The sequence below is a fragment of the Nocardia brasiliensis ATCC 700358 genome (genome assembly GCF_000250675.2).
GTDB lineage: Bacteria > Actinomycetota > Actinomycetes > Mycobacteriales > Mycobacteriaceae > Nocardia > Nocardia brasiliensis_B.
In genome coordinates this window covers 500,460-518,939 of record NC_018681.1, presented here as the reverse complement: position 1 = coordinate 518,939, position 18,480 = coordinate 500,460, and the positions used below count along the sequence as shown (strand labels likewise).

Genomic DNA, 18,480 nt, shown 5'->3' with positions numbered 1-18,480 from the left:
CTTTCGTTGGTGCGGGTCAGGCGGGCTGGGAGGTCCGGGTGGCGGAAACGTTGGGATGGCCGTCGATCGGCGCGCCGAGCGTGACGGCGGTGTTGTCGATCAGCCTGGTCTGGCCGACCCTGGCCGCGACGAGCAACCGGGCATTACCGGTCGTGGGCGCGGGTTCCAGGTTGGCCGAACGCAATTCGAGATAGTCGACGTCGACGCCGGACGCGGCGTCGAGCACCTGACGGGCCGCGGCGAGCACCGCCTCGGCGCCCAGACCGCCCGCGTGCTTGCCCGCCGCCAGCGCGGCCGACAACGCGAGCGCCGATTCCCGTTGCGCCGCATCGAGAAAACGGTTACGAGAGGACATGGCGAGCCCGTCCGGCTCGCGCACGGTCACCACGGGCTTGATCCGGACGTCGAAGTTCAGGTCGCGGACCAGCTGCCGGATCAGCGTCAGCTGCTGATAGTCCTTCTCGCCGAAATACACCTCGCTCGGCCGGGCGATCTGCAGCAGCTTCGCGACGACGGTCAGCATGCCCGCGAAATGAGTTGGCCTGCTTGCTCCTTCGAGCTCCGCGCCGATCGGGCCCGGCTGCACAGTGGTGCGCGGGCCGTCCGGGTACATATCGGACACGCTCGGCGCGAACACCAACTCGACACCCTCCGCGCGCAACAGCGCCACATCGGCGTCCAGGGTGCGCGGATACTTGTCCAGATCCTCGTTCGCGCCGAACTGCAGCGGATTGACGAAAATCGAGACGATCACGACCTGATTGGTCTTCTTGGCCTGGCGCACGATCTCCAGATGCCCCTCGTGCAGCGCGCCCATCGTCGGAACCAGCGCAACGGTGCGGCCCACCCCACGCAGCGCATTGGACACCTGGGTGAGCACGGCCGGATCGTGGTGCACGGTCAGCTCGCCCGGCTTGAAAGCGCCACGTAATTTCGGATCGAACATCAGCGCCCTTTCAGCAGCTCGATGACAGCGGGATTGGTGCCCGCGCGTTCGGCGGTGCGCAGCGACAGCGCGCGGTAGCCCTCGGCCAAGCGGGGATCGACGGATTCGAGCGCACGCAGATGCGCGGCCACCGCATCGGCGTCACCGCGTGCGACCGGCCCGGTCAGCGCGGACTGACCACGCCGCAACGCGTTGTCCAACGCGGCCGACGCCAACGGAGCCAGCAGTCGCTCGGCCAGCCCGTTCGGCTGATCATCGACCACCTGCTGCCCGAGCAGACCCGGCCCCGACAGGGCGACGCGCAACGCGGCCACCGCGTCCACGATCACCGTGACCAGGTGATTGCTGCCGTGCGCGAGCGCGGCGTGATACAGCGCGCGATGCTCTTCCGGCACCCGCACCGGCTCGCCACCCATCTCGATCACCAGCGCCTGCGCGATGGCGTAACCGATCTCGTCGGCGGCGGTGATACCGAAACACGCGTTGCCGAGCCGGGTGATGTCCTCGTCGTGCCCGGTGAAGGTCATCGCCGGATGAATAGCCAGCGGTAGCGCACCGACCTCGGCCAGCGGGGCGAGCACGCCGATACCGTTCGCACCCGACGTGTGCGCGACGATGGTGCCCGGCCGGACCGCCTTCGCCGACGCCAAACCGCGAGCCAGCCCCGCGAGCTCGGTATCGGGCACCGCGAGCAGCAACAACTCGCTGCGCACAGCCACATCCTCGACCGGCAGAATCTCCGAATCGGGCAACCGGGTCCGCGCCCGGTGCACCGACGCATCGGAAATGGCCGCGGTACCGAACACCACATGTCCGGCGCGCTCGAGTGCCACACCCAGCGCCGAGCCCACCCGGCCCGCCGAGACGATGCCTACCGTGAGGCGTGCGGGAGCAGGGTCGTAACTCGAAGGCGCGTCGTCAGAATTAACGCTTCTCGAGGTCAACGTTGTCCTCTCGATGTCGTTCCAGTCCCGCCATGCGGGTACCGGACGTTTCGCCATCGAGAATATCGGCCCGACGTTTGCCGATGCCACGCCCCTAGGCAGTGATATTCACCGCAGTGCTTTTGGCCGCGCGGGCGCGGCGGGGTTCGCGGCCCCTTTTGTCTCGTGTCTCAGCTGTCGAGACTTGCGCCTGCGGCGCGTGCGCTTCGACAGCTGAGACACGAGACGGCCGCGAACGGTCGCTCGTCGGGCTCGCTCCGTTGTGGTGCTGTCGGAGAGGCACAGTTACGCCTGAGTCCGACGTTCACGCGGCAGCCTTGCCCGCAGGCTTGCTCCGTTGTGGTGCTGTCGGGGAGGAAAGCTTCGCCTTCGGTCGACTTCGCCAGGGTTGTTCTGGAGTGGTCGGGCTTGTTCTTCGGCGCAGCAGATGTTAGCTGCGGGCGCGTGATTTACCGGCGGTCGCGGCTTTGTTCCTCGGATTGGAGGTTGGCCATGATTTCGGCTACCGAGAGGCGGCGTTCGGGGGTGGCGGAGTCGGTGTCGGGTTCGGCGCGCCTGCGTCGGCGGGAGCTGGCGGTGCCGACTGCCGGGGACGTGGTGGTCGGCCAGGCGGAGGGGCGGGTCGACGGGGTGGACGCGATCGGCCATGGGGTGACCGGGGGCTTGGGCGCGGGGGGCGGGGTCGGCTCGGGGTCGGGGGTTTGCTCGACAACCGGGCTCTCGGTGAAGGCGTCGGCCCAGCCGTGGGAAGCCGCGGCGGCATCCTCATCGGCGGGTTCGGCGGGCTCGACAGGCTCGGCGGCGATATTGATGTCGGTGATCTCGGCATCGGTCTCGTCGTCGAGGGAGACCACCGAGGTCTCGGCGGTGACCGGATCGTCGAAGGGGCTGGCGAAGGCCGGCGGCTCGGGATGGTCGGGGGTGAAGACGGGGGTGACGCTGCTGCGTGGTTGCTGGTTGGGGCCGTAGGACCAGACTCCGGCATTCGTGGAGCTATTGTTCGCCGGGTCGCCGACCGTGCTCGTCAGCTCCTGGATCCGGGTCGCGTCGGCGCGCAACGCGGGCCGCTCCATCAGCAGGTCACCGTCGAAAAGTCGCTGCAGACTCTGCCGGAGCACGGTGAGTTCGGCGCGCAACGCGGCCAGTTCGGCGGCGTCGGCGCCCACTTCCTCCCGCACTCGGGCCTCGAGCCCGAGTTCGAATTCGCGGCGCGCGGTGACCTCCCGCTCGAGCTGCAACTCATAAACCGTCTGCAGGTCACGCACCTTGGCTTTGTCGATCGTCGCTTCTTTGCGGTACCGCGTCGCGGCCAATGCCCCGATGACGGCCGCCCACAGCGCCGCCACCAGACCGATCCGTACGTACTGCAGGCTGTTGCTGAAGATCAGGAAAACGCTGGCAACCAGCCCGAGCAGAATCAACACGCCGATGAAGAATTTTCCCGCGTCTTCCCGTCGGCGACGGGAAGTGCTGGTACGAGAGGGTGAAACCATGCACGCCAGGGTAGCTTGATCGTCTCCCCGCGCCCACAGTCTCGTCCGGTGATTCCGCCGATAATATTTGCTAAGTAGTAGCGGGGTCGTCGGTCGGGTCCTCCGGAGCCCGGCAGCAATACTCGAGCCACAGGGCCGCAGCAACCAAAGCCACCCCCGCCAGCATCCCGACGATCGCCCCGGGACTGTCCGCCGCGGCCGCGCCGAGCGTGCCGCGCTGCGGGAAGACCCAGCAGAGGAAGCCGAGCCAGACACCCGCCGCGATCGAACCGACCTGCAACGAGGCCTTGGCCAGCGCGACCGCACGGGCGGCGGTGATGGGATGCAGCTGATGCCTGCCGTTGCCGAGGTCGTTGTCGTTGACCCGGGACCGGATCACGAACGCCAGCACCGCCTCGATCGCGGCCACCGGATACAGCGAGGCGCCCGCGAAGATCGAGATCGGCGGAAAACTGTTGTAGGCCATCCGCGTCGCGATCCAGGCGACGATCGCGGCGATCACCACGTTCGCGACCAGGTCCAGCACGCGCGTCGGCTTCAGTTTCATCTGACCGGCCCTTCGGCGGTCAGCACGAGATCGGTGCGGTGCACGCCCGCGCGGTCGGCCGCGGGCAGCTCGGCCAGCAGGTCGGCGATCCGCCGCGCGCCGCCGTCGACCTCGAGCGTCGCGTCCGGTTCGAGATCCCGCCACGGCATGAGGACGAAGGCCCGCCGGTGCGCCTGCGGATGCGGCAGCGTGAGCACCGGGTCGGTGCTCGAACGCGCCACGAGTCCGTCCCCGGACCGTTCGGCACACCAGATCACGTCGACATCGAGCGTCCGTGGGCCCCAGCGCACTTCGCGGACCCGCTCGGCGGCCTGCTCGAGGGCCTGACCGCGGCGCAGCCAGTCCAGACAGCCGAGCTCCGGATCCTCGGCCACGACAATGGCATTGAGATAGTCGTCCTGCTCGACTCCGCCCCAGGGCGCGGTCGAGTAGACCGGTGACACGGCGACGACGCGGTCGCCGAAGCCGTGCACGACGCTGCGCAGGTGCGCGAGCCGGTCGCCCAGATTCGAACCGACGGACAGGACGGCGCGACTCATTCCTGCTGCTCCTCGCGGTGTCGCGCAGCGACGACCCGGACATCGGCGAAGGTGTGCGGGATGGGCGCGGAGGGCTTGTGCACCACCACCTCGACGGCGGTGATCCGCGGATCGGTCATCACGTCGTCGGCGATCTCGGACACCACGGTCTCGATGAGATTGCGGGGCGGGCCCTCGATGATCCGCACGGCATTGTCGGCCAGCTCGCCGTAGTGCACCGTGTCGGCGATGTCGTCGGTGGCGACGGCGCGCGCGAAATCCACCCACACGGTCAGGTCGACGACGAACTCCTGGCCGTCGCGCCGCTCGTGCTCGAACACCCCGTGATAGCCGAACGCGCGCAGGCCGCGCAGTTCGATCCGGGTCGCGCCGCGGCCGATCGGCGCATCCTGCCGCGCCGCCGGGCGCGCGGCGTCGGTCCGGGTTCCACTCATCGATGCGCTCCTAGCGAGCTCGGCCTGCCCGCGCGTGCCGCGGCCGCGCGCTGCCAGGTGTCGGTAACGGTGATGGCGTCCAGCGAAGCGCGCACGTCGTGCACGCGTACCCCCCACGCGCCGTGCATGGCGGCCAGCGCCGAAATCGTCGCGGTGGCGGTCTCGCGCCCGTCCGGCGGCCGCGGACCCGAGTCGCCGGCGAGCAGCGCGCCGAGGAAGCGCTTGCGCGAGGCGCCGATGAGCACCGGCAGACCGGCCTCGACCAGTTCCGGGAGCGCGCCGAGCAGATCCCAGTTGTGCTCGGCGTTCTTGGCGAAGCCGAGCCCCGGGTCGAGAATGAGCCGAGCCGGGTCGACGCCCGCGGCGACCGCGAGGTCGACCTGGCCGGCGAGTTCGGCGCGCACCTCGGCGACCACGTCGTCGTAGTGATCGGCCGGGCCGGTGTGCCGGTAGTCGGCCCCCGCCCGCCAGTGCATCAGAATCCACGGGACCTCGGCCGCGGCAACGACTTTCACCATATCGGGGTCGGCACGACCGCCGGACACGTCGTTCACCACCGACACTCCGGCCGCCAGGGCGGCCTCGGCCACCCCGGCCCGCATGGTGTCGACGCTGGTGGGCACGCCGGCGGCGACCAGGCCGCGGATCACCGGCACCACCCGGCCCGCCTCGGTGTCCGGATCGACCCGCACCGCACCCGGCCGGGTCGATTCGCCGCCGACGTCGATGATGTCGGCGCCTGCCGCGTACAGCTCGACGCCGTGCGCGATCGCGACTTCCGGATCCAGATAGCGCCCGCCGTCGGAGAACGAGTCGCTGGTCACGTTGACGACGCCCATCACCACGCAGTGGCGGCCGTCGCGCGCGAAATTCATGATGCGGCCTCGCACCGGACGCCCGCCGTCGCGCCGAGCCGGTGGCTCGTCCGCCGGCCCGCGCGCACGCTCATCCGGGATCCGCTCACTTGCGCAGAATGAGGTCGAGGGCCTCGGCACGCGAAGACGGACTCGACTGCAGCAGGCCGCGCACCGCCGAGGTGGTGGTGCTCGCGCCCGGCTTGCGGATACCGCGCATCGCCATGCAGAGATGCTCGGCCTCGACCACCACGATCGCGCCGCGCGGATCCAGCTTGCGCATGACGGCGTCGGCGATCTGACTGGTCAGTCGTTCCTGGACCTGCGGACGCTTGGCGTAGAGGTCGACCACGCGGGCCAGCTTGGACAGTCCGGTGACCCGGCCGTGCTTGCCGGGGATGTACCCGACGTGCGCGACCCCGTGGAACGAGACCAGGTGATGTTCACAGGTGGAGTACAGCGGGATGTCGCGGACCAGCACCAGTTCCTGATGCCCCTCGTCGAACGTGGTGTTCAGCACCGCGTCCGGTTCGACGTAGAGCCCGGCGAACATCTCGCGATAGGCGCGGGCGACCCGCGCGGGGGTGTCGACCAGTCCGGGCCGGTCGGGATCCTCGCCGACCGCGATCAGCAACTCCCGGACCGCGGCTTCGGCTCTGGCCTGGTCGAACGGTCTACCGGTCTCCAGCGCGACCAGCTCGGGGCCGGTCACACCGTTGGCCGACCCGGTTTCCGCGGCACCGTCCGGATCGGCGAGCGCGTGACCGCCGAGGTGATTGTTGGCCGACAATCGAGGACACCTCCAAAATCTCGGGTGCCGGCAATCATTCGGCACCCCGGTGGTCGAGCCTAATCGGCACTGCTCCTGACGAGCGCGATAGGCCCGGAGACGACAGCTCGCCCGGCCGCGAGGCCGGGCGAGGCCGCCCGTGGGTCAGTGCCGACCGTTCGGTCCATCCCACTCATTGTTCTCGCCCTCACCGTTCTGGTTCGGGCGGCCCTGCTCGTCGTAGCCGGGGCGATCGCCGTAGCTGCCGCGACGGTCGTAATTGCCGTCCTGCGGACCACCCTGCGGTGGAGCCCACTGCTGGTGGCCACCGCGCTGCGGCTGTTCGGTCCAGCCGCTGGGCTGACCGGACTGCTGCTCTTCGCGCGGCGGCCAGCCGGGCGCCGACCAACCGGCCGGAGCGCCGTAGTCCGGACGCGAGCCGTGCGTGCCACCCCGCTGTGGATAGCCGGGCGCGGGCGCCTGCGGCAGCGGGTAACCGGTCGCGGGCTGCGCCGGGTAGCCGTACTGCGGCTGGGCGTGATAGCCACCGTCATCCGGGTAGCCGTTGGCGGGCTGGCCCTCCCGGGCCGCCCCCGCGGGCAGCGGTGCGGGCACCTGCTCCGGCGGCGGCCACGGCTCACCGCGTTCGAGCGCCAGCTCGCCCGGGGTCTTGACCGGCGGCTTGCTGGACGGGACGCGGTCGCCGAAGTCGTTGAACGCGGTGATCCGGGGCCGCTTCTCCACGGTGGCGAGCAGCGTCTCGAGTTCCTTGCGGTGCAACGTCTCCCGCTCCAGCAGCGCCGTTGCCAGCACGTCGAGCACGTCGCGGTACTCGTTGAGGATGGCCCACGCCTCGGTGTGCGCGGCCTCGATCAGGTTGCGCACCTCCTCGTCGATGGCGCCAGCGACCTCGTGCGAGTAGTCCGAACTCTGGCCCATCGAACGGCCGAGGAACGGATCGCCCGCCTCCTGGCCGTAGCGGACCGCGCCGAGGCGCGCGCTCATGCCGTATTCGGTGACCATCGCGCGGGCGATCTTGGTCGCCTGATCGATATCGGAGGACGCGCCGGTGGTCGGCTCGTGGAACACCAGTTCCTCGGCCGCGCGGCCGCCCATCGCCATCACCAGGCGGGCGATCATCTCCGAGCGGGTCATCAGGCCCTTGTCGTCCTCGGGCACCGTCATGGCGTGGCCGCCGGTGCGGCCGCGGGCCAGGATGGTCACCTTGTAGACGGGCTCGATATCGGGCATCGCCCAGGCGGCCAGTGTGTGCCCGCCCTCGTGGTAGGCGGTGATCTTCTTCTCGTGCTCGCTGATGATCCGGCTCTTGCGGCGCGGACCGCCGACCACGCGATCCACCGACTCCTCGAGCGATTCGCCGGTGATGACGGCGCCGTTCTCCCGCGCGGTGAGCAGCGCGGCCTCGTTGATCACGTTGGCCAGGTCGGCGCCGGACATGCCGACCGTGCGCTTGGCCAGGCCGTCCAGGTCGGCATCGGGCGAGATCGGCTTACCCTGCGAGTGCACCCGCAGGATCGCGCGACGGCCCGCCAGATCGGGGTTGCCGACCGGGATCTGCCGGTCGAACCGACCGGGCCGCAGCAGCGCCGGGTCCAGGATGTCGGGCCGGTTGGTGGCGGCGATCAGGATCACGCCGGTGCGGTCGCCGAAGCCGTCCATCTCGACGAGCAACTGGTTCAGCGTCTGCTCACGCTCGTCGTGGCCGCCGCCGAGGCCCGCGCCGCGCTGGCGGCCGACCGCGTCGATCTCGTCGACGAAGATGATGCAGGGGCTGTTCTGCTTGGCCTGCTCGAACAGGTCGCGCACGCGGGACGCACCGACACCGACGAACATCTCGACGAAGTCCGAACCGGAGATGGTGAAGAACGGCACACCCGCCTCGCCGGCCACGGCGCGCGCGAGCAGCGTCTTACCGGTGCCGGGCGGGCCGTACAGCAGCACGCCCTTGGGGATCTTCGCGCCGAGCGCCTGGTAGCGCACCGGATTCTGCAGGAAGTCCTTGATCTCGTAGAGCTCTTCGACCGCCTCGTCGGCGCCGGCCACATCCGCGAACGTGGTCTTGGGCATGTCCTTGGACAGCTGTTTGGCCTTCGATTTGCCGAAGCCCATCATGCCGCCGCGGCCGCCGCCCTGCATGCGTGCCATCACGAAGATGAACAGGCCGAGCAGGATGATCATCGGCAGCACGAACAGCAGGATCTGGGTGAGCCAGCTCTCCTGCTTGACCACGGTGTTGTAGGGCGCGCCCGAGTTCTTCACGGCGTCGAAGACCTGGCTGGAGGTCTCGCTACCGCCGGGATACTTCGCGATGATCTTGCTCTCGCCACTGGTCGCGTCGTTGCCGTTCTTCAGTTCGATGCGCAGCTGCTGCTCGCGGTCATCGATCTGGACGTTCTTGACGTTGTTCTTGTCGGTCAGCTGGCTCAAAGCGACGGATGTGTCGACGTTCTTCCAGCCGCGCGTGTCATTGCCGAAGTAGCTGAACGCATAGATCACGAGCAGAATGCCCGAGACTATGGCCAGGGTGCGAAACACTGTCTTGCGGTTCATAGAGCGTCGGCCGGCCGGCCAGTCCTTTCCGGTGTCTCCGGTTCGTGCAAGCGATGCGTCGGGCGCGTCCGGCTCCGGGAGGGTTCGGATGCGGACATGCCACGTTACCGCGTACGGTCTAGTCGATACATCGCGCAGTTCGGCTGCAGGTGCAGTTAAAGAGGTAAACGGCGAAGGGACGTCGGTGGTTCCCGAAGTCCTCCGGCTGTGTTACTCCAAGTGGTCACAATCATGGCATGTTCGGCCTATCGTGAGCGACGACACAACACCGCGGTGCGAGCGACGGGCGCGAAGGCGGTAGCTTGCGTAACCACGTAGTGCCCCGCGAGCACCGCAAATCCAACAGAGCGCAGGGGGTATGGACATAGTCGAACTACGGACACCCACAGCGATAGTGCGTCACGGTCGCGGGAGATTGATCGTCCTGCGGCCGGGATCCGATGGTGAGCGGGTGCTCGACGTACCGGTTTCGGACCTGTTGAAGGTCCGGCTGAACCGGCGCGCCGACGACGCGGTGGTCATCGAGATCTACCTGAGATATCCGACGCCGGTGCTGACCGGGGTGCCCGCAGACCGTACGCCGTTACCGGTGCTCATCGCCGAGCACGATGTCCCGGCCGCGAGCGAGATCGTGGACCGGATCAACAGCCAGATCCTGTCCACGCAGCGCATCGATGTCGCAGCGCCGGATCTCAACCCGCCCGCACCGAGCTGGGGCAAGTCCGGGCCGACCCGGGCCGACGTGGAGCGCGCGGTACGCCGGATGGCGCCGCACCGCGAGGCCAAGGCGGCGATAGCCGCGCTGCATCGCTATGTCACGCCGGACGAGTACGTGCTGGAGACCGCGATCGCGGTGGCGCACGCGCCCGCGGGCAGCGGTTCCGGCCTGCTCGCCGCGACCACCGGCCGGCTGCTGTTCATTTCCATCGGTGCCGGCAGCCGCTACGCGCACGAGTTGCCCATCCCGGCGGTGCTGTGGGCGCGCAATACCGACGGCACGCCGGTAGCGGCGGGCGAGATCGGCTCGCCCCGTGGCGAGGCGGGCATGGAAGTGCACGACGGCAACGTCACGCTACGTTTCACCGGCGCGGACCGGGCCGACACCGAGCGCGTCACGCTCGCGGTGAACTTCGCGGTCCGCCGCGATTCCGCCGACGGTGCCGCGGGCCCGGCCGATCCCGGTGTGGCACAGCTGTATTCGGAGTGGGAACTGCTGGTCGAACGGCACTCGCTCGGCATGGTCGACGACGCGCAGTTCCAGCGCTACGGCCGCGGCATCCTCCGGTCGCTACCCGACGGCGGGTAGCGACCAGGGGGCCGGGCGGCCAGGAAGCCGATCGATCGGGAGGCTGGTCGATCCGGACGGCCGGGCGATCGAAGGTGTCGGCGATCAGGCTTGCGCGACGGGCATCGGCGTGAGGCTGATGCGCCGCCAAGGGCTGGTCGGGCGCATCCACAGGCGCAGCAGTTCCATCCGCCGGTCGACCCCGCCGTTCTTCAGTTCCGCCAGGTCTTCGCAGGCCTGCCAGTACGTCCAGCCGGTGAGGTACGCGTCGCCGAATTGGCGCCAGTTGCGGTACTTGGCCTGCGCGATGGGCAGGGCCCGCGCGAGGTAGTCCCAGGCCAGATCCGCGTCGAGGTAGCCGGCGGTGAAGGCCATCCGCGCGACCGCGACCACCCGGGCCAGGTCCCAGGCGTGGATATCGCTGGGCAGCGGGCGGGCCAGATGATCGGTGAAGCCGATCTTGATCGCCTGGGACCAGATGTCGTAGTCGCGGACCAGCGCCTCCGGATTGTCCATCCCGCGGAACGACCCGACCTGGCGCAGGAAGGCGCGGTGCCGATCGGCCCGCTCGCCGAAGCGGTCCCGCTCGCTGGCGTTGATCGAGGCCATCACCAGCGGGTGGACCAGCGCGTAGAGCGGCGCGTGCATGCCGTCCAGCAGCTGCTCCATGGAGGCCTGCGCCTCGGTTCCGTCGGTGATGCCCCAGGCGCCGGTGAGCGTGTCGATGGCGAGTTCCCGGCGGTCGCCGAGCGGATGCTCGCGTTCGGGGCCGAGCAGCAGCGCGTCGTGGAAGGCGTCCCAGCGGGCCGAGTAGAACGCGCCGAGCGCGAGCGCCCGTAACTCGTCGTCCGCGACCGCCGCGCCGGACCAGTGGTCCTCTTCGCGCTGATCCAGCTCGTCGTACGGGAAGGTCGTCAACGTGGGTACACCGCGGGCAGGCATGTGCCCGAGTCTATTGGCCGTGCCTGCGGCGCGGTGTCGTTCGCCGCGGCGCGGTCGCCGGACGTCCAATTTCGGCCGAGGAGTTTCTTGCCCTGCCGCATACCCGGCCAGAGAGCTACTGTGCTCGCATGAGTAGCAACATCACCCTCCTTCGTGGCCTGGAACCTGCCGCTACCGAGCAGGAAATCTATGCTGCCGCACTGCAGTACGTGCGTACGGTCGGTGGTGTGTCCGGCCTGAGCTCCACGACCAAGGCCGCCGTCGACAAGGCCGTTACGGCCATCGCCGCGGCAACCACCCAGCTGCTGGCCGACCTACCGGATCGTCCGGCCGTCGCGCCGACCGAACCGCCGCTGCGGCGGGTGGCCGCGGGCGAGGCGGCCGAGTGATCATCCGGTAGGCAGAGCGGCCGCGCCGTAGGCGGCCACGCAGGCCAGCGCCAGTTCCAGCGGCAAGCTGCGCTGTTCGATCGGATGGCCGAGCAGTTCCTCGATCCGCTGGATCCGGTAGCGCACCGTGTTCTTGTGTACGCCGAGCAGTTTCGCCGTGGCCTCCGGGCTGCGATGACTCGTCAGGTAGGCGTGCAGCGTCGCGCGCAGTCGCGCCGCGTTCGCGTCCGAGCCGGACAGCGCGCGCAACTCCCTGGCGATCAGACCGCGCATCGCCACTTCGTCGGCGCCCGCCAGATAGGCGATCTCCACGTCGCGATAGCCGATGACGCGGTCCGGACCGGCCGGGCCCCGATCGGCGACCTGCCTGGCGGCGACCGCCTCGCGATGGCTCTGCCGGAATCCGGCGAGCTGCCCCGCCGGAACCCCGAACGCGACCCGGACCGGCGCGTCGACCAGTCCGGCGGCGATCCGCCCGAGCGCACCGGGCTCCCCCGCGTCCCCTCGGCTGCCCTGTCCCCCATCGGAATTCGGCCCATCACCGAGCCCGGCCCAAGCCCACATGCCGCTGGAGCCGGACGCGACGGTGAGCAGCCTGCTGCTGCCGAGGCCCGCGGCGACCCGCGTGGCGACTCGTTCCAGCAAACCGATGACTTCGCCGTCACCGCTGCCCGATTCGCCCTCGTCGGTCCACAGCACGAACGCGACGTGGCGCTGACCGAGCCGGTAACCGAGCCGGGCCGAGGCCAGGTCGGCGTCCAGATCGTCGCCGGCGAGCAGCGCGCGGATGGTCTCGGTGCGCCGGTTGAGCGCGGCCCGCATGACCCGCTCGCGCTCCTCCATGTAGGTCTCGGTGAGCAGTTCGACCGAGGTGCTCACCCATTTCGTCGAGCGCTCGAACATCCGCAGCATCACCGCCCGCTCGATCTCCTGCGGGGCCTGGCGCTGATCGATCGCGTCGGTCATGTAGTCGAGCACGCCCTCCATGCCGACGTGGTAGGTCCGTAGCAGCACGCGCAGCTCGAATCCGCGCCGCGCGATCGTCCGCGCGAACGCGTGCGCCTCCTCCGGAATCGTGAATTCATAGGTGTCACTGGTGATTCCGCTCAACATCAGCCGGGCGTGCGCGCGGGTGCTCGCGGCGAGGTCGCGGCGCATGTCGCGATCGGCGAGTTCGGGCACGCGCGCGACGATCGTGCTGTCGAGGCGCGCCACGATCTGCTCGAGCGTCTCGGCCCGCATCGTCTCGTAGACGTATTCGGCGAGCCAGTCGCGGACCACCTCGAGATCCGCCCCGCCCTGACTCGGTGATACGCCGGTCACATGCCCTCCGATTTGTACTTCGAACACAAAAAAGATCAATCCAGTTGACAAACTGAGCCAAGAAACTCCCTTGCAATTGTGCCAACATCATAGTTCAGTGGCGCCTTTCACATCCCGCCACACGGTTCACAGCACAACGTCAGTGGGAGAACAACCGTGACCAACACCGAACCAGCGAAAAAAGCGCAGGCGCGCAAGGCGACCGCGAAGAAGCCCACTCCGGCGCCCGCCCCCACCGTCATCGAGGTGCGCAACCCCGGGACCGGCGAGCTGGTCGGCACGGTTCCCGCGGTGTCCGCCGACGAAGTCGCGGCGAAGGTGCGTGAGCTGCGCCTGTACCAGCCGGAGTGGGAGGCGATCGGCGCCGACGGCCGCAAGGAATGGCTACTGAAACTGCAAGACTGGCTGATCGACAACACCGAGCGGATCGCCGACGTGGTGCAGTCGGAAACCGGCAAGCCACGGGTGGATTCGCTCATCGACCCGGCGTTCGCGACCGATCTGGTCGGCTACTACGCGCGCCGCGCGGCGAAGTTCCTCAGCGACGACCATCCCTCCCCGCACAGCCCGCTGGCCCGGGTCAAGAAGCTGACCACCGCGTACAAGCCGTACCCCGTCGTCGGGGTGATCACGCCGTGGAACTTCCCCCTCGCCATGCCCGCGCTGGACGTGTTCCCCGCGCTGGCCGCGGGTGCCGCGGTGATCCTGAAGCCGTCCGAGGTGACGCCGCTGTCCGCGCTCGAATTGGCAAGGGGCTGGGCCGAAATCGGCGCACCGCCGGTCCTCGCGGTGGTCACCGGGGCGGGCGCGACCGGCGCCGCCGTGGTCGAACACGCCGACTACATCCAGTTCACCGGCTCGACCGCGACCGGCCGCCGGATCGCGGTGGCCTGTGCCGAACGGATGGTGCCCTACAGCCTGGAACTGGGCGGCAAGGACCCGGCCATCGTGCTCGCCGACGCCGACCTCGACCGCGCCGCGCACGGCATCACCTTCGGCGGCATGTTCAACTCGGGCCAGGTCTGCATCTCGGTGGAGCGGGTGTACGTGGAGGCGCCGGTCTACGACGAATTCGTGGCCAAGCTGACCGCGAATGTCAAAGCGCTGCGCCAGGGTTTGGACGATCGCGAGTCCGCGCACGACGTGGGTGCACTGGCCAACGAGAACCAGGCGACGATCGTGCAGCGCCACGTCGACGAGGCCGTCGCGGCCGGCGCGAAGGTGCTCACCGGCGGCAAGCGAGCCGGGTTCGGTACCGCGTTCGAGCCGACCGTGCTGGTCGACGTCGACCACACGATGTCCTGTATCACCGAGGAGACCTTCGGCCCGACGCTGCCGGTCATGAAGGTGGCCGACGAGGCGGAAGCCATTCGGCTGGCGAATGATTCGATCTACGGGCTGTCCGCCTCGGTGTGGACCGGCGACAAGGAGCGGGGCGAGCGGATCGCCCGGCAGCTCAACGCGGGTGCGGTCAACATCAACGACGTCTTCAGCAATCTGTTCAGCTTCGCGCTGCCGATGGGTGGCTGGAGTCAGTCCGGTGTCGGCGCGCGCTGGGGCGGGGCCGACGGCGTCCGCAAATACTGCCGCCAGCAAGCGATTACGACGCCGATCCTGCCGACCCAGCAGAAGGAGCTGTTCTGGTTCCCGTACCAGATGCCGAAGCTGCTGTTCGCGGTCGGCGCCATGCGCGCGGCCGGCGCCCGCGGTCTGCGCCGCATCGACATTCCGGCTGTTCTGAAACTCAAGGGAGGCAAGAAGTGAGCGACTCTTCGAAGATCCGCGGCAAGGTCGTTGCCATCACGGGTGGAGCCCGTGGCATCGGGCTGGCTACCGCCACCGCGCTGCGGGCGCTCGGCGCGAAGATCGCGATCGGCGATATCGACGAGAAGACGGTGAAAGAGTCGGGCACCACGCATGGTTTCGAGTACTACGGCAAGCTCGACGTGACCGATCCGGCCTCGTTCGAGGCCTTCCTCGACGAGGTCGAGCGCACCGTCGGCCCGATCGACGTGCTGATCAACAACGCGGGCATCATGCCGACCGGGCGGCTGGTGCACGAACCGGATCAGATCACCCGCCGGATCCTGGACATCAATGTCTACGGTGTCATCCTCGGCTCCAAGCTGGGTCTGACTCGTATGCTGCCACGCAAGAGCGGCCACATCATCAACATCGCCTCGCTGGCGGGCGAGAGCCACATCCCCGGCTTGGCCACCTACAACGCCAGCAAGCACGCGGTGCTCGGGTTCACCGACACGCTGCGCGAGGAGTACCGCGAGTCCGGTGTGCGCTTCTCCTCGGTGCTGCCGACGCTGACCAACACCGAGCTCGGTTCGGGCGTCACCCCGCCCAAGCTGCTGCGCCCGGCGGAGCCGGAGGAGATCGCCGCCGCCATCGTCGGGCTGATCGCCGCGCCCAAGTCGAAGGTCCGGGTGACCGCGGTGGCGGGCCTGCTGGCGCAACTGTTCGGCATCCTGCCGGACGCGGTCGGCGACACCGTGGCCCGTGCGCTGGGTTCGGGTCGCGCGTTCCTCGACGACGTCGACACCGATCAGCGCAAGGCGTACGAGGATCGCGCACGCAACGTCTGAATCGCCCGGCAGACGAGCGCTGTGGGCCCCGGCTTCACCCGGGCCCACAGCGCTTTTTTGCGCGTCCGCAAACCTTTCTGAGCGGTCGGTCAAACCATAATGTGACGAAAATCACTATAGAGGGTACAAATGACTCCACGGCGGCCAGAAGCAGGCCCTCAGCGGACGACCAGCAACCGGTCGGTCGGTCTTTAGCTCAACTTGATGTTGCGCGAAATCGGCCATTCATGCTGGTCTAGTGACCGATTGATCTTTGCCGCCACCTGAGCGGCGGTATGCCGATCATTCGCGGAGGCGGTGGTGCGCCACACCATCACAGGCAATATGCTGTCTCTAACAAACCTGTCGAATGTTTTGGTACCCGTATCCGAACTTTCTGGCTTGATAAGGCTGGAAATTCAGGACTGATTCTGATAGCAAGGGGCTATGGACCCGCATTTGCGCGACCTGCGGTATTTCGTCGCCGTCGCTGAGGAACTGCACTTCACCAACGCCGCTCAGCGGCTGCACATCGCTCAACCCACCCTGTCGCGTCAGATCCGGCAGCTGGAACGCCAGCTCGACGTGGTCCTGTTCGACCGCAACCAGCGCAGCGTCGCCCTGACCGTCGCGGGCAAGGAACTACTCGAGGGCGCGCGCAAGATCCTGGAGCTGTGGGAGATCACCAACGTCTCGCTGCAGGAGGCCGGCGAGGTGCTGCGCGTCGGCATCCAGTCCGCGCTCGGGCGTGGGCTGCTGAACGATCTGGAGAGCGCGAGCGGCCATCGGCTGGCCCTGCACGCGGCGTCCTGGACCGACCCGTCCAGCGGCCTGTCCGGCCGCCAGGCCGATCTGGCGCTGGTGTGGCTGCCGCTGCCCGACCCGAACCGCTACCGCTGGCAGGTGCTGCGCACCGAGCCGCGCTGGGTGCTGCTGCCGGAGAACCATCCGCTGGCCGATCAGGAGACGATCGAGTTCACCGATCTGCTCGACGAGCCGTTCGTCGCGCTGCCCACCGAGGCGGGTGCGGTCCGTGACTTCTGGCTCGGCAACGACGCGCGCAGCGGACGGCAGCCGAAGATCGGCGCCGAGGCGGCGACCCCCGAGGACAAGCTGGAGGCCGTGAGCCTCGGCCTCGGCGTCTGCCTGCTGGCCGAGAACAACGTGCCGATGTACCGCTGGCCCGGGCTCACCGCCCGCCCGGTGGCCGGCCTCGCGCCGTGCGAACTCGCCGTCGCGTGGCGGGCCGACGACACCCGGCCGACCATCCTCGAATTCGCCGGTCGCGCGGTCGACGGCGGGTTCTCGGTACAGCAGCCGCAACCCGTCGTCAGCGCCTCCTGATCAGTTGATCGTGCGCCGCCACGGGTGCTGCGCTTCCAGCTGTGCGGACAACCGCAGCAGAGTGGATTCGCTGCCCGGCGGACCGGCCAGCTGAGCGGCCAGCGGCGTTCCGACATCGGGGTGCATGCCCATCGGGAGCGAGGCGGCGGGCCAGCCGACCAGGTTCCACAGCGGGGTGAAGGGGGAATACCGCGCGCAGGCAAGGACATTGGCCAGCCAGCCGCGGCGATGCCAGGCCCGCGCCTTGGGCGGCGGGCCGGCGAGCGTGGGCGTGATCACCACGTCGTAGCGTTCGAAGAATTCGAGCAGGCGCGCCTCGACCCGATCGACCTGGCTCTGCCGGACCAGGCGTAGTCGGGTGACGGTGCGACCGAGTGCGAGATGCCGTCGGGTACGCGGCTGTAGTCGGTCGGGCTGGGGTAGCGCGGCGGCCTCCCGCGCGCCGACGGCCAACCAGCGCAAGAAGATCCAGAGCAGCGCGTCACCGTAGGGCAACGCGGTCGGTTCGACCAGATGCCCCGCGGCCGCGGCCACCGAGGCGGCGGTGCGGGCGGCGTTGGTCCACTGGCGGTCGACCGGGAACAAGCGAAGTGGTGGGGCCACGGCTAGTCCGATGCGTAGTCGGCCCGGCGGCTCCACCTCGGCTAGGTCCGGGCGTGCGGCCAGCACCGACAACGCCAGCGCGGCATCGCCGACTGTCGTTGCGAACACACCGTTTTCGATCATGCCGGACCAGTCGTCGACGCCGATCTGGGCGGGCACCGTGTGGTGTCCGGGCTTGAAACCGTAGACGCCGCAGCAGGCCGCGGGCGCCCGCACCGAGCCGAGTCCGTCGCTGCCGTGCGCGATCGGCACCAACCCGGCAGCGACCGCGGCGGCCGCCCCACCCGACGCACCGCCCGCACTGCGCGCGACGTTCCACGGATTACCGGTGATCCGGTCCGGGGTGTCGGTGGTACCCCACAATCCGAGTTCCGGCACCGTGGTCAGCCCCACGATCACCGCGCCCGCCGCGCGCAGCCTGCGCACCACCGCGTGGTCGTCGGCGACCGGACGGGCATCGGTGGCGGCCGAACCGGACCGCATCGTCTCACCCGCCACCGCGATGTGGTGCTCGATCGAGATCGGCACCCCGGCCAGCGGCAGCACGTCCAGGTCGGCGCGCTGCTCCAGCGCGCTCGCCTCGGCCCTGGCCTTGTCGGTGCGAATAACGCTGAACGCATTGGTGTTCCGGTGCTCGGCGACGATCCGGGCGAGCGTGGCGTCGACCGTCTCGCGCGCCGTCAGCGAGCCGTCGCGCACGCCCGCCGCGAGCGCCGCGGCCGGCCCGCGGTTGCCGTCCGGGTGTTCCTCGACCGGCGCCACGGATCTGACCGCCGGCGCCGGGGCGTGGCCGACCCGCGGCCGTTCAGCCGCCGGGCGCTGTGCTGATGTCTGTGCCGAACCGTCCGCCACCGCTGTGGCCTTCTCGAACATGTGCTGGTCGTCCCCCGTCGCATCGTCGTCGAATTCGGGTGATCGCTGTTC

General features: G+C 69.1%; 17 protein-coding genes. 5 read left to right on the top strand and 12 right to left on the bottom strand.

Going from position 1 to position 18,480, the window contains the following annotated elements; genetic code table 11:
• Positions 1–16: 16 nt before the first annotated feature.
• From panC to ftsH, 9 genes are all read right to left on the bottom strand, one after another.
• Positions 17–946, bottom strand: a complete 930-nt coding sequence (gene panC / locus O3I_RS02300; protein WP_014981276.1) for a pantoate--beta-alanine ligase — start codon at positions 944–946, stop codon at positions 17–19.
• Positions 946–1,947 carry a DUF2520 domain-containing protein gene (locus tag O3I_RS02295; RefSeq protein ID WP_081593879.1) on the bottom strand — a complete coding sequence of 334 codons (1,002 nt, stop codon included), beginning with the start codon at positions 1,945–1,947 and terminating at the stop codon, positions 946–948. Before O3I_RS02295 ends, panC begins: the two co-directional genes overlap by 1 nt.
• 392 nt (positions 1,948–2,339) lie before the next feature.
• Positions 2,340–3,383, bottom strand: coding sequence for a DUF6779 domain-containing protein (locus tag O3I_RS02290; RefSeq protein WP_081593878.1), 1,044 nt, complete (start codon positions 3,381–3,383; stop codon positions 2,340–2,342).
• A 70-nt stretch (positions 3,384–3,453) separates the two neighbouring features.
• A complete protein-coding gene (locus O3I_RS02285) occupies positions 3,454–3,930 on the bottom strand; it encodes a DUF3180 domain-containing protein (protein WP_014981273.1) in 477 nt (158 codons plus the stop codon).
• The gene (gene folK, locus O3I_RS02280; RefSeq protein WP_014981272.1) at positions 3,927–4,469 is read right to left on the bottom strand and encodes a 2-amino-4-hydroxy-6-hydroxymethyldihydropteridine diphosphokinase; all 543 of its coding nucleotides are present in this window, start codon (positions 4,467–4,469) and stop codon (positions 3,927–3,929) included. Before folK ends, O3I_RS02285 begins: the two co-directional genes overlap by 4 nt.
• Positions 4,466–4,903: a dihydroneopterin aldolase gene (gene folB, locus O3I_RS02275; protein WP_014981271.1), complete on the bottom strand. Its 438-nt coding sequence runs from the start codon at positions 4,901–4,903 to the stop codon at positions 4,466–4,468. Before folB ends, folK begins: the two co-directional genes overlap by 4 nt.
• Positions 4,900–5,778: a dihydropteroate synthase gene (gene folP, locus O3I_RS02270; protein ID WP_014981270.1), complete on the bottom strand. Its 879-nt coding sequence runs from the start codon at positions 5,776–5,778 to the stop codon at positions 4,900–4,902. The genes folB and folP overlap by 4 nt, the downstream gene beginning before the upstream one ends.
• 85 nt (positions 5,779–5,863) lie before the next feature.
• Complete coding sequence (folE, locus tag O3I_RS02265; protein WP_171904449.1) at positions 5,864–6,469, bottom strand: GTP cyclohydrolase I FolE; 606 nt, start codon at positions 6,467–6,469, stop codon at positions 5,864–5,866.
• A 222-nt stretch (positions 6,470–6,691) separates the two neighbouring features.
• Entirely contained in the window at positions 6,692–9,097 is a 2,406-nt protein-coding gene (gene ftsH, locus O3I_RS02260; protein WP_014981268.1) for an ATP-dependent zinc metalloprotease FtsH, read from the bottom strand.
• 451 nt (positions 9,098–9,548) lie between these two features.
• Here ftsH and O3I_RS02255 point away from each other — a divergent pair, with 451 nt between their 5' ends.
• Positions 9,549–10,403 (top strand): hypothetical protein, encoded by an 855-nt coding sequence (locus O3I_RS02255; RefSeq protein ID WP_237748244.1) that lies wholly within the window; start codon positions 9,549–9,551, stop codon positions 10,401–10,403.
• 84 nt (positions 10,404–10,487) lie between these two features.
• Here the strand turns inward: O3I_RS02255 and O3I_RS02250 are convergent, their stop codons facing one another.
• Entirely contained in the window at positions 10,488–11,324 is an 837-nt protein-coding gene (locus tag O3I_RS02250; RefSeq protein WP_041562361.1) for a DUF1266 domain-containing protein, read from the bottom strand.
• Positions 11,325–11,452: 128 nt separating this feature from the next.
• On the opposite strand from O3I_RS02250, the gene O3I_RS02245 reads away from it, so the two are divergent.
• The gene (locus tag O3I_RS02245) at positions 11,453–11,713 is read left to right on the top strand and encodes a DUF2277 domain-containing protein (RefSeq protein WP_014981265.1); all 261 of its coding nucleotides are present in this window, start codon (positions 11,453–11,455) and stop codon (positions 11,711–11,713) included.
• Here O3I_RS02245 and O3I_RS02240 read toward each other — a convergent pair whose 3' ends face one another.
• Complete coding sequence (locus O3I_RS02240; RefSeq protein WP_014981264.1) at positions 11,714–13,036, bottom strand: PucR family transcriptional regulator; 1,323 nt, start codon at positions 13,034–13,036, stop codon at positions 11,714–11,716.
• Positions 13,037–13,192: 156 nt separating this feature from the next.
• Between O3I_RS02240 and O3I_RS02235 the strand changes: the two genes are divergently transcribed.
• The 3 genes from O3I_RS02235 (at position 13,193) to O3I_RS02225 (ending at position 16,953) form a co-directional block, all read left to right on the top strand.
• Positions 13,193–14,800 carry an aldehyde dehydrogenase family protein gene (locus tag O3I_RS02235; RefSeq protein ID WP_014981263.1) on the top strand — a complete coding sequence of 536 codons (1,608 nt, stop codon included), beginning with the start codon at positions 13,193–13,195 and terminating at the stop codon, positions 14,798–14,800.
• On the top strand, positions 14,797–15,630 hold the full coding sequence (locus O3I_RS02230) for an SDR family oxidoreductase (RefSeq protein ID WP_014981262.1): 834 nt from the start codon (positions 14,797–14,799) through the stop codon (positions 15,628–15,630). Before O3I_RS02235 ends, O3I_RS02230 begins: the two co-directional genes overlap by 4 nt.
• A gap of 426 nt (positions 15,631–16,056) precedes the next feature.
• Positions 16,057–16,953: a LysR family transcriptional regulator gene (locus O3I_RS02225; protein WP_014981260.1), complete on the top strand. Its 897-nt coding sequence runs from the start codon at positions 16,057–16,059 to the stop codon at positions 16,951–16,953.
• Here O3I_RS02225 and O3I_RS02220 read toward each other — a convergent pair whose 3' ends face one another.
• Complete coding sequence (locus O3I_RS02220) at positions 16,954–18,429, bottom strand: amidase (protein WP_014981259.1); 1,476 nt, start codon at positions 18,427–18,429, stop codon at positions 16,954–16,956.
• Positions 18,430–18,480: the final 51 nt, after the last annotated feature.